The organism is Luteipulveratus flavus (assembly GCF_029439465.1).
GTDB classification, from domain to species: domain Bacteria; phylum Actinomycetota; class Actinomycetes; order Actinomycetales; family Dermatophilaceae; genus Luteipulveratus; species Luteipulveratus flavus.
The window spans coordinates 1-12,802 of the sequence record NZ_JAROAV010000039.1 but is presented as its reverse complement, the minus strand read 5'-3'; the positions used below and the strand labels follow the sequence as shown (position 1 = coordinate 12,802).

At 67.8% G+C, this 12,802-nt stretch carries 3 protein-coding genes; 2 read left to right on the top strand and 1 reads right to left on the bottom strand.

Translation table 11 applies throughout. The features are described 5' to 3' along the window. The first annotated feature begins 484 nt into the window (after positions 1-484). Entirely contained in the window at positions 485-1,087 is a 603-nt protein-coding gene (locus P4R38_RS15945) for a hypothetical protein (protein WP_277193038.1), read from the top strand. Between the two features lie 311 nt (positions 1,088-1,398). On the opposite strand, the gene P4R38_RS15940 is transcribed toward P4R38_RS15945, so the two are convergent. After that, the gene (locus P4R38_RS15940; protein WP_277193039.1) at positions 1,399-2,931 is read right to left on the bottom strand and encodes a M1 family metallopeptidase; all 1,533 of its coding nucleotides are present in this window, start codon (positions 2,929-2,931) and stop codon (positions 1,399-1,401) included. A 417-nt stretch (positions 2,932-3,348) separates the two neighbouring features. Here P4R38_RS15940 and P4R38_RS15935 point away from each other — a divergent pair, with 417 nt between their 5' ends. Next, positions 3,349-12,441: a DNRLRE domain-containing protein gene (locus tag P4R38_RS15935; protein ID WP_277193037.1), complete on the top strand. Its 9,093-nt coding sequence runs from the start codon at positions 3,349-3,351 to the stop codon at positions 12,439-12,441. Positions 12,442-12,802 lie beyond the last annotated feature (361 nt).

Here is a 12,802-nt window from a genome sequence, read left to right as displayed (position 1 = left end):
CAGTCGTCGATCGGATCGCCGCGGTCGCGCTGGCCGGTTCCTCGTCATCGTTCTTGTTCAAGGCGCACCGTCCCCTCCACCCGGTCGTCTCTTGCTGGGATCGTGAGGCCCAGTCCGGAGGCTATCCCGTGCGGCCAGGGTCTACGTCACCGATCATCGCCCGACTATGCCGTGGCGGGCCACGGTGGGCTGTGATTGACCGGCGAAGCTGCTCTGGCGTGAGCGGACCTGGTGCTGTGTCGGAACGTCGTGGTAATGAAGGTTGTCCGACAGCGTGGCCTGAGCGTGAGCTGGTCGGCCGAAGTCAGTCGACGCGGATGAAGCCCCCGGAGCGCCGGAACGCCCTCACCGGCGGCCGCAGCACCCTTGGAGGCGGACCTTTTGGCGCTTGATTAGCCGCATGGCAAAGCTGCAATCGCGACTTGGTCGGGACGCGCGGTGGTTACGACACCGCCTGGCCCGGGTGCGGCGGCATCATGGCCTCATGAACGAATCGCAAGCTGCGGTGATTGCTGCGGCGATCGCGGCAGCGCTGTCGGCGGCTTCATTGATCGTGACCATCCTGATCGAGCGATCGCGGGCTGCGTCGGTTCGAACAGGCGAGACGACAGCGTGGTTGCGAGACTCCCTATACCAGGTCGTCCACGACGCTCTTGACTCATCGTTCGAGATCTCAAGTGCTAGCCGCGAAGGTCGCCGTCTGCGAGCGGCGGCGGCGTCGCAAGAATTGTTGCAGTTGGAGCTTGATCGAGCTCATCAAGCGCACGAGACCTTAATAGAGTGCTTGACAAAGATGCGGTTGCTTGCGCCAGCTGCCCTCGTCCAAGCTGGCGAACTCCTACATGATGTTCATCACGAGCTGGTGAACCATGCGTTCTTCCTCGACGAAGATGTCGATGCGTGGCGGAGCGCTCGTGAAAGTGGACGTTCCTCCAGGGAAATGTTCATATCCGGGGCGCGCATCCCGCTCGGCCTCGATGGGTCAGCTGTCCCAATCGGGGCGAAGGCACAGTCTGGCTGGACCCTCGCGGCACCGCAGAGCCCCAGCGGCTCTGCTGCACGTGGGCGGCACCCGACCAAGAGTTGACGCCGCCCAGGGAGCTAGCGCGACATAATCTAAATTATCGGCTGTTCGTCGAGGTGCGCCGTGTACGGCTCTAGGCAGCGCGAAACCCGAGCGCCACAACCGTCCGGATGGGTCTCGGGTTCACTTCGCGAGGCTCAACGCCCCGCGCTGACCTCATTCTAGAGCCAGGTACGCCGTGCCACCACTGACTGCATGTACGAGCGAGCTGGGTGGCGTTGAGAACCGGTCGTACGTCGACACCGCTGGTATCAGGCCGACCGCCGCCAGCGCTGAGCCGGCGTGGGTGCCTGCTGGGCCCGTTGGGCCCGGCGTCAGTCCCGTGGGGTTGTCGTGGAGTCGAGGTAGCGGTTGATCAGGGCGGTGAAGTCTCGGCCGGTGTGCTGGTTGACGAAGGTGGTGAAGGTTTGCCGGTCGACGGCCTGGCCGTGGTGCTGGCTGACCCAGGCGCGGGCGAGGGCGTAGAACTTCTTGTCGCCCAGCTGACGATGGATCTGGTGCAGCATGTTCGCGGGCGGGAGGTAGACGTTGCTGGTGCCGAACTCGTCGCGGTCGGGGTGACCGGGCGGGCCGTACTTCTTGCGGGCGGTGCCGTCCGCGCGGGCGAGCCACTGGGTGAAGAAGTCCTGGGGGATGTTGTCGCGGTCGACCTGGTAGAGGAGCTCGATGTACATGGCCCAGCCCTCGTTGAGCCAGACGTCGGTCCAGGTGCTGGGGCCGACCTCGTCACCGAACCACTGGTGGGCGTACTCGTGGACGACGGTCAGCTCGGTGTCGTCGTCGGTCTGACGGGCCGACCGTTTCCCGCCGAAGGTGACCAGCTGTTGAGTCTCCATCGCGGCCCTGCTGTCGACGACCACGGCGCCGGCGGAGGCGAACGGGTAGCGGCCGAACCGCTTCTCCAGCCAGGTCAGGAGGCGGGGAGAGCGGCGCAGCACCCGCAGCTCGTCGCCGTCGGAGGGTCGGGTCCAGTACGTCAGCGGTATGTCGTGCGGGCCGGTGGCCACGTGCTTGGTGTACGGGCCGACGGCCAGGGTGGTGAGGTAGGAGGCGACCGGGCGGGTGGAGACGAACCGGTTCGTCCCGGCCGGGGCGCTGGCCGGGGTGCCGCTGGCCACGCCGGCCCATCCTTTCGGCGCGCGCACGCTGATGTCGTAGGTGGCCTTGTCCGAGGGGATGTCGTTGACCGGGTACCAGGTGAACGCACCGTACGGCTCCTGCATCGTCCAGAGGTGACCGGCGCTGGTGGCGCGCAGGCCGAGGCCCTCGTCCAGGTCGCTGCGGGTGGTCGGAGCCGCGACCGGGTCCGGCTTGCCGTGGTAGCGGATCACGACCGTGCGCTTGACGTCCTTGGTCATCGGGACCGGCACGGTCAGCTTGTGGCGAGGGGTGACCGCTGCGGTAGCCGCCGTCCCGTCGATGGTCACGCTGTCCACGGTGAGGGCGTGGGACAGGTCGAGCTCGAGCACGGGCCGGTCCGTGACCGGTCGCACGAGCACGGTCGCCGTGCCGGTCAGGGTGCGGCTGTCGCGATCCCAGGCGAGGTCGAGGTCGTAGTGCAGAGCGTCCACGTCCGGGTTGCCCCGCTTGGGATAGAGCGAGTCCTGGCGCGGGACAGACGTGGCGCCGGGCATCGTCGGCGTCGGCGTCGGCGCGAGCGTGGTGGGTGCCGTCGTGGGTGTGCCGGAGGCGTTCGTGGGCCCGAAGCCTGCGGCTGTTGTGCTCGGTGCCGGGACCGGGGTCGACGCGCCGGCCGACCGTGGTGCATCACGCTCGCAGCCGGCAAGCCCGAACGACAGGGCGAGAACGCCACAGATCACCACAGGTCGATGCATCGCGCTCTTCATCACGGCCGGGAGCGTAGGCCATCCTGGCGCCCGGTCTCGGTCGATGGCCGGCTCGTGGCCAAGTCGTGACCACGCGCGCGTCAGGCCCGCACGGACCTTGAGTCCGGCGACTGCGCCAACCTCCTGAGCGCCGAGGGTAACGAGTCGGCGGATTGCGGGCCCGCTTGAATGTGGTTGGCCTCTCTGGTGATTCGCGCGTCGAGCGTTGAGCGAGCTCTGCACGCCGGCGTGGCTCATCTCGTGCAGGGCCGCTCGGGCGAGCCTCAAGGATTGGTCAGGAATGAGTCAGTTAACGGTCAGGTTGTAAGCAAGTTTCTCCAAGGTGAGTGTGTCGGCCGGTAGGAATAGCGCCGTTTGGCTCACGGCTGTCGTGGGCCCTGGCTGGGGGGCGTTCCCGTGGGTCTGTTGGGTCGTGCTGTGTCTTCGGTGGTCGCTGCTGCGGTGGTGACCGCGTTCTCGGGCGCGGGGTCGGCGACGGTGTCGGCGGCGGCGTTGGAGTCGCAGGCGAGCCTGAGCCTGACCGGTGGCGCGGGCGCGCAGTTGGTGGCGCCGTCGCCGGCCCGGGTGGGGGCGCACTCGAGCGCGGCGGCGAAGCCGGGCGCGAAGGCCTCCCGGGTGCGGGAGCTGACGGGCCGGCGCTCGGCATCCTCGAAGAGCTTCGAGATGTCCGACGGCACGACGCAGGTGGTCATGTCGGCTGAGCCGGTGCACTACCGGGATTCCAAGGGCAAGTGGCAGGACATCGACACCCGCGTCTCGGCGGGCAGCGGGGATGACGCGTTCGCCGCGGCGAAGAACGCGTTCGGGGTGCGGTTCGGCCGCTCCAGCGACCGGCTGATGAGGTTCGAGGCCGACGGGGTGTCGGTGAGCGTGGGCGCGGCCGGGGACGAGCGTCCGGTGAAGGCGCAGGCGTCGGGGTCGTCGGTCACCTTCGCCGACGTGTTCGGGTCGGCCGATGTGCGGTACACGGTCCGCCCGTCGGGGGTGAAGGAGGACGTGCTGCTGGCCTCGGCCGCCGACGGGGCCGGCCCGTTCGTGTTCGAGCTGCACACCAAGGGGATGAGCGCGAAGGCGTTGCCCGGTGGGGCGGTCGGACTGTTCACCGAGGGTGACAAGGAGCGGCCCAGCTACGTGCTGCCGGCCCCGGTGATGACCGACTCCGCTGCCGGCCGTGGCGCGGCGCCGGCCACGGGCAAGGTCACCCAGACCCTCAAGCAGGACGGCGACGTCCTCACCGTGACCCTGACCCCGGACGCGGCCTGGTTGACCGCGCCCGAGCGGGTGTTCCCGGTGATGGTCGACCCCTCGATCACGGTGGCGCCGGCGCCGGCCGCGGCGCAGGACACGTACCTGTCGGAGGTCAACCCGGGCAACACCTACGGCGGCCTGGACCAGATGTCGGTCGGGGTGAACGGCTCGGCCAAGCGGTACCGGGGCCTGGTCCGGTTCGACACCTCGATGATCCCGGCCGGGACCACGATCCGCTCGGCCGACCTGAACATGCACTACGCGAACACCTTCTCCTCCGACACCACGGCCACGCCGCTGCAGGCGCTGGCGGCGACGAAGGCGTGGTCGGAGGACACCGCGACCTGGACCGACATGAACGCCGCGTTCAACCCGGCCCAGGGTTACAACCGGGTGGTGGTCGACAACGCCGACGGGCTGTCGACGTCCTCGACCGGTACCTGGGAGGAGAGCGCGAACGCCAACGCCGTCGGCGGGTCCCAGGCGGTCGCCACCTCGGGCACCACGGCGGACACCTTCACCTGGACCCCGCGGGTGCCCGGTGATGGGGACTACCAGGTCGAGACGCACTTCGTGCCCTCGGCGACCCAGGGCACCCCGACGTACGTGGTCACCGGTGACGCCGCCAGCTCGGCCTCGGTCGGGGTGAACCAGACCACCGGCGCGACGACCGGGGTGTGGGCTCAGGTGGCCGCCTCCCAGCACTTCTCCGCGGACCCGGCCGCGTCGGCGTTGGTGAAGGTGACCCGGCAGGCCGGGACCACCGCGACCGCGCCGGCTGCGGACGCGGTGCGGCTGACGGAGTACTCCCGTCAGGTCATGCCGGTCAGCGGCCGGGATGCGTGGCACTCCTACGCGGTCGGCTCGTTCGTGCAGGGCTGGGTTGACAACCCGGCCAGCAACTTCGGGTTCATGCTGAAGGCCGTCGATGAGTCGGCGACCGCCGCCGCCGGTGGGGCGACCTACCAGACCAGCGAGGACGCCTACGGCGGGGAGACCGTGGTCCGCCCGAACCTGGTCATCACCTACGGCGAGCCGGGCGTGGAGCTGAACGCCCCGACCTCCATCCACGCCTCCGGGCCGGAGCTGTCCTGGACCAAGTACCTGGACCCGACCCCGGCCGATGGCGACAACGTCGCGGAGTACCAGATCTTCCGCGGCTGCCGGGTGCTGCCCGCCGCCGCGTGCACCGCCCCCTCGGGCGACTGGTTCGCCGGCTCGGGCGCCCAGCTGGTCGGCACCGTCCCGGCCGATGTGACCTCCTGGACCGATGAGTCCGCGACGGCCTCGACCGCGACCGAGGGCGCGACGTACGTGTACTGGGTCGTGGTCCGCACGGCCGATGACGTGCAGTCCGGCCGGGACGGGCGCGCCTCCTCCAACGCGATGGTGGTGACCACCCCCCGTGAGGGCCGGGCGGTGAAGGTGTTCACCGGTGACGTCTCGGACACCACGCTGTCCTCCACGCAGAACGGCACGGTGCTGTCCCGACCGGACGGCACGGCCAGCAACGCCAAGTACTGGGTGAAGGTCGGCAACTCCAGCTCCACCTACGGCAACACCCGGGCGCTGTTCGAGTTCGACACCCTGTCGATCAAGCAGGCGGTCAAGGTCACCGACGCCCGGGTCGAGCTGTGGAAGGGCGGCGGCGCCGGCTCCGGCACCCCTTCGTACGACATGTACGCCCTGACCCGCGACTTTGTGGAGGACCAGGCGACCTGGGACAGCGCCACGACCACCATTAAGTGGACGACCAAGGGCGGTGACATGGAGGGCGCCGCCCTCGCGTCGGTGACCACCGACACCGACCCGACCCGGCTGACGTTCGCCTCGGCGGCGCTGACCGCGAAGGTCCAGGCGTGGGTGAACAACCTGGGCGACAACCACGGGTTCCTGCTCAAGACCCGCGACGAGACCCTGTCGCAGCAGACGATCAACATCGTCAACGGTGAGGCCCCCGACCGGCTGCTGCACCCGCGGCTGGTGGTGGAGCACCTGGAGAAGAACGACACCCAGACCATCGAGGCAGACCAGGTCCCCGAGCGGTTCGTGCCCGGCACGATCATCACCACCCCGGTCACCGTCACCAACACCACCTCCACGGCGTGGCCGGCCGGGCTGCAGCTGTCCTACCGGTGGACCGAACCGGGGTCCGGCACCGACATCACCACCTCCGGTGAGCGCAACTACGTCCCGCTGGGGCGGGCGCTGAACCCAGGTGAGTCGGTGAAGGTCAGCCTGCCGATCCGGACCCCGATCCAGTCCGACACCGGCGCCAAGCGTCTGGCGTACGACTTCTACCTGGACCTGTGGACCGGCAGCGACTGGTTCTCGGCGACCACCCCGCTGTCCTCGAGCACGACCCGCCCGACCCAGGGCTGCACGATGGTCAAGACCGGCCTGCTGTGCGTGGACCGGTACGTGGAGGACCCCACCTCCAACTCGTTGGGGCTGGAGAAGTTCCTCACCTACACCGGGGAGTCCACCGGTGGCGGCGGGCAGCTGCTGGCCAACCTGTGGAACGGCAACACCGTCTGGTCCTACAACGCGCTGTCCAACCCCTCGATCGGGCCGTCCTCGTTCGTGCGGCTGACCTACAACAGCAGCGACGTCACCGACTCCGGCGCCGGGTACGGCTTCTCCCTGCAGCCGGCCACGCTGACCCGGCTGGGCAGCACCCTGTCGGTGCCCTCCGGCGGCAGCACCAACAACCTGATGACGTTCATCGACGGCGACGGCACCACCCACACCTACAAGCTCATCGACGCCACCAAGACCCAGCCGGTGCTGCGCTACACCCGCCCCGCGGGCGTGGGTCTGGACCTGTCCCGCGACACCGCCGGCGACGCCGACCACCAGTGGGCGCTGACCCGCCCGGACGGGACCCGGTTCTACTTCAACAAGGACACTGGCCGGCCCGCCTCGGTCGTGGACCGCAACGGCAACACCCTCACCTACGGGTACGACACCTCCGGGCGACTGACCTCGGTGCGCGACGCCGGCGGCCGCACCACCCTGACCCTGGGCTACGACACGGCCGGGCTGAAGTGGGTGCGCGACCTGTCCGGGCGCGCGCTGAAGTTCACCTACAACGCCTCCCACCAGCTGACCACCCTGCAGGACGGCGGATCGTTCGACGCCGCCACCGGCGCGTACGCCACCGGGGCGCTGGTCAAGACGTTCCAGCTGGGCTACACCGACACCTCCACCAACGGCAACGCCAAGCTGAACGCGGTCAAGGACCCGATGGGCTCCAGCACCTCGGTGGAGTACTTCACCTCCACCGAGAACTCCGCGTTCGCGAACTGGCCGAAGAAGTACACCGACCGGCGCGCCAACTTGACCACGTTCGTCTACTCCGACCCCGACGGCTCGGCGGCCAAGGACATCGTCGCCGAGGTGACCGACGTCAACGGCTCCACCCCGTCGGTGACGACCTACCGCTCGGACGGGTACGGGCGCACCACCAGCATCAAGGACGCCAACGCCAACGCCACCGGGTCAGCGGACGTGACCACGATGGGCTGGGACTCCGACCACAACGTGACCCGGCTGGCCGAGCCGAACGGGGCGGTCTCGACCTGGGAGTACGACCCGGGCACCGGGTACCCGCTGAAGGTCCGCGACGCGATGACGGTCAAGAAGAACGGCACCGGCGTCGTGCTCACCTACGACAAGCTCACCGGCGCACCCGGTACCCCGACGGTGCTGAAGACCAAGACGTCCGCGGCCAAGCTGGTCACCACCTTCGGGTATGACACCAAGGGCAACCTGCTCACCGTCCGCGACGGCAACAGCAACGGTCCGACGTACACCTACAACACCAACGGCACCGTGGCCACGGCCAAGGACGCCCGCGGTGGCACCACCACCTACGCCGGCTACGACGCCAACGGCTACCCGCAGAGCATCACCGACGCCGTGGCGTCCAAGACCGACTTCGTCTATGACGTGCGCGGCAACGTGATGCAGGTCAAGGACGCCCTGGCGCAGGTCACCACCGCCGAGTACGACGCGTTCGGGCGACCCACCAAGGTCACCACCCCGCACGACGGGACCACCACCCGCACCACCCAGACCGACTACGACCTCAACGACCGGGTCATCAAGCAGACCTCGCCCAACGGCGCCCAGACGGTCGCCACCTACAACGCGGGCGATCAGGTGGAGAAGTCCACCGTCCCGGACAACAACCTCACCGGCCGAGCCGCGACCTACGCCTACGACCCGCTGGGCCGACTGGTCAGCGAGACCGCACCCAACGGCGTCGCGACACCGACCGCCGGCGACTTCACCACCAGCTACACCTACGACCGGCTCGGTCAGGTCCTGACCATGCAGGCGCCGTTCACCGACAGTGACGGCACCGCCAAGACGGTCACCACCAGCTACAGCTACGACCAGGTCGGCAACGTCGTCAAGGTCGTCGACCCGAACAAGAACGCCACCCCCGACGCCAGCGACTTCACCACCAAGAAGGTCTACGACCTCAACGGTCAGGTCACCGCCAGCACCGACGCGGCCGGCTACACCACCAAGACCGAGTACAACGACGACGGCCAGGTCACCGCCCAGATCGACCAGCTGGGCAACCGCACCACCACCACCTACGACAAGGCCGGGCAGCCGACCGGGACCAGCCTCAACCGCACCGCCATCGGGTCCAGCACCCCTCAGGTCCTGAAGACCACCGCGACCTACGACGCGGCCGGCAACATCACCCGCGTCACCCGGCCCTCGAACCAGGTCAGCGAGACGGTCTACGACGCGGCGAACCGGCCCATCCAACGCAAGGGCGCAGCCGACGGGTCCAACACCCCGAGCACGTACACCACCTACGACGAGGTCGGCCGCATCAAGGCCCAGTCCGACCCCACGTACGCCACCACCCAGGCCGGCGCGAGCGCGTGGACGAACTACACCTACTACCCCTCCGGTGACATCAAGACCGCCACCGACCCGTGGAGCATCGTCACCAGCTACGGGTACAACTCCCTGGGCCAGCAGACCTCCCGGGCGCTGAAGGCCAACGGGTTCACCGCGACCCGGTCCCAGTCGTGGACGTTCTACCCCGATGGGTCCCTGGCGTCCCGGTCCGACACCGCCGCGGCGCAGCCGACCACGATCATGGACAACGCCAACACCTGGCAGGTCGCCACGACCGGCACCTGGACCACCGTGGCCGGCGGCACCAACACCCAGGGCGCGAACTACCTCACGCACGCCGCCGCCGCGGCCGGCACCACCGGCGCCGCCGACAGCATCACCTGGAAGATCGACCCGGACACCAGCAGCCAGTTCGAGGTGTGGGTCTCCTGCCCGGTCCGCACCGACGCCACGACCGCCGCGACGTACACGATCAACCACGCCGGCGGCGCCGTGACCAAGACCATCGACCAGAAGGCGTGCACCTCGGCCAACAGCTGGGTCAGCCTGGGCACCTACACCTTCACCGGCAACACCAACCGGTCGGTGGTGCTGAAGCCCTCGACCACCGGGGTCGTGGTCGCGGACGCGGTCCGGATCGTCGACATGGGCGCGGCCAAGGCCCGCTCGTTCACCAACACCTACGACGCGAACGGCTCACCGACCCAGGTCAAGGACACCACCACCGGGGCCGCGATCGACACCTACCAGACCAGCTACGACGAGCTCGGCCGCGCCACGATCGTCCAAGAGCTCGCGGCCGGGGTGGAGAAGCGCAAGACCGACTACACCTACGACCGCAACTCCAACCCGCTGAGCGTGATGGCGTTCCGGCCCACCGACGCCACCCGCGCCGGGACCTCCCGGTACACCGCCTACACCTGGGACGTGCGCAACCTGGTCGCCACTGTGCGGGCCGGGGACACCCCGACCACCCCGGCCAAGCAGGACGCGTGGGCCTACACCTACGACCCGCGCGGGATGCTGTCCTCCCTGGCCAAGCCCAACGGCAACGTGGCCAAGGCGACCTACCACGAGGACGGGCTGCCCAAGACGCTGGAGGAGAAGACCAGCGGCGGTGCGCTGGTGGCCTCCCACCAGCTGACGTACACCCTCGACGGGGACCGCTCACAGGACGTCGAACGCCTCGATGACGCCGGATCGACCGGGACGCTGGACCAGACGTCGGTATTCGCCTACACGCCTAACCAGCAGCTAAAGACGGTCACCCGCACCGGCGCGGACAAGGGCGAGAACGAGGCGTTCACCTACGACGCGGCCGGCAACATCACCGCCGAGACGGTGGGGGCCACCTCCACGACCCGCACCTATGACCGCAACCGGCTGACCAAGTCGGTGCAGACCACCGGCGGGGTGTCGACCACGTTCAACCACCGCTACGACGTCCTCGGGCGCGCGTCGAGCGTGGACGTGGGTGCCCAGGTGGTCGAGCGGTACGGCTACGACGGGTGGGACCGGCTGACCCGTCACCAGCGGTGGGACTCCGCCGGGACCGCTTTGTCGTCCAAGAGCAGCACGTTCGACCCGTTCGACCGGGTGGTCTCCCAGACCAACAAGCCGGGGTCGGACTGGACGGTCGCGACCCGGTTCAGCTACCTGGGCCTGGGTTCGCAGGTCGCGGTCGAGGAGCAGGCGGACCGGGCTGGGGTGTTCAAGACCTCCAAGCGGTACGCCTACGACCCGGCCGGCAAGCCGTTGTCGCTGGTGGACTCCCCGATCACCGGCACCACCGCCACGACCTCCTACTACGGGTACAACCCGCACGGTGACGTGGAAACCCTCACCGCGGCGGACGACCCGGCCACCACGACCACGAACGAGGCCGGCCCGACCGCGGGCACCTACCGGTACACCGCCTACGGCGCCCCGGACAAGGTCGGCACCACCGGGGTCGATGCGATCACCGGCGACCCGACCAAGGACGCCGACATGGTCAACCCCATCCGGTACTCCGGGAAGCGGTTCGACGCGCTGACCGGGTCCTATGACATGGGGTTCCGCACCTACTCCACCGGCCTGAACCGGTTCCTGTCCCGCGACATGTTCAACGGCGCCCTGGACGACATGAACCTCGGTTCCGACCCGTGGAACACCAACCGGTACGCCTTCACCGGCGGCAACCCCCTCAACCGCATCGAGGTCGACGGCCACATCAACGCCATCGAGAAGGGCGGCGGATCAGTCGCTCCCGAAGACGGCGAACGTGCTCAAGCGGTTGCAGTAGAACATCACGCGAAGGACCCGGTCTTGACCGCGGAGATCGGGGGGCGGCCGATGGCAGCCGCCACCCAGGAGTCGTGGGACAGGGGTATGGAGAAGGCCAAGGCTTACCTGCGCAGTCGTGACATGCCGTACGCCGTACTGGAGTGCGGACTCTCGACCTTGAACCACACTCTCTCGGACGGGCAGGTTTGTTCGTACAACTACATGGGGTACGCGCGCCATGCAGCCGGGATCGTGTGCAAGACGGCTGGGATGGTCTGTGGCCAAGCAGGTTCAGAAACGCAGTTCATGATGGCGCTCGGATTCGCCGATGGCGCTATGTTCAGTGCACAGGGCGACGTTGGGCACCAGTTTCCAGGAACATTTCGGACACGTGGCCCTGGCAGCACTGCAAAGACTCGCGCCGTCGAGGATGTCAACGCCTTGCCGTGCAACTGCTTCGCCGCAGGCACCACGGTCCAAACCGCGAGAGGCGAAGTTCCAGTCGAACAGGTGCGGACCGGCGATCAGGTCTGGGCCAAGAACATTGGCACCGGTAAGAACGAGCTACGTCGCGTCATCGGACTGTTCCATAAGAACACCACCACGCTGATGACAATAACTGTCACCGGTGGTGCCGTCGTGGCAGTCACTCAGCAGCACCCGTTCATGGTCGAAGGCGAAGGCTGGGTCCTCAGCGGCGACCTGAGGGTCGGGGATCGACTCACGCAGCGTGATGGCGGCACCGCGACCATTACCAGCATCCGTGTCGAGAACCGATCCGCTACGGTGTACAACTTCGAGGTCGAAGGCGACCACAACTACTACATCACCGCCGCACAGCTCCTCGTCCATAACTGCCCGACCGAAGCCGGTGGAGTTTCCAAGTTGACGAACTCCCAAGCGGGAGACCTCGCAAAATGGCTTGGATACTCGAAGACCAACTTCCGGAGTAGCAATCAACCGGTTTTTCGAAATGGAAAGTACTACATAACTCAGGACATCGATGGACACATCGGCGGTACATGGAAGATGTCGCGCAGTCCTGATGGCTTTAGTAAACAGGATCGTCTTGGCACGTATGACCACGAACTGAATTGGATCGGGCCATGAGCACGAATGAAGGATGGACCATCGACGTTGCTGACTCTCGCGCTCAGTCAGTGCGGTTGGCAGTCGACAGCCTGCTGGCACAAGGCATCGAGGCGGCGGCCGTTGACCCCCGCAGATGGTTGACATGGCACCTCGATAGGCCAAGCGTGGAGGGCTTGGTGTTGGGCTTGCGCGTGGCGCTAGCCGCCAGCATCCCCGGTCAGATTATGGCTGGCCTTGAGAGCTTGCTCGAAGACTGCGAGGATTGGCTGAACGCCACAGACCCTCCCAACGGCTAGCTGTACTGAACCGCCCCGGGGTTTCCGGACACTTCGGGTTGTGTCTCTACCCGGACGGGGCGAGACGGTTTCGTGCAGCGTAG

Coding starts and splice junctions, on each gene's coding strand:
- P4R38_RS15945 (WP_277193038.1), top strand. CDS start 485: ATGAACGAATCGCAAGCTGCGGTGATTGCTGCGGCGATCGCGGCAGCG.
- P4R38_RS15940 (WP_277193039.1), bottom strand. CDS start 2,931: ATGAAGAGCGCGATGCATCGACCTGTGGTGATCTGTGGCGTTCTCGCC.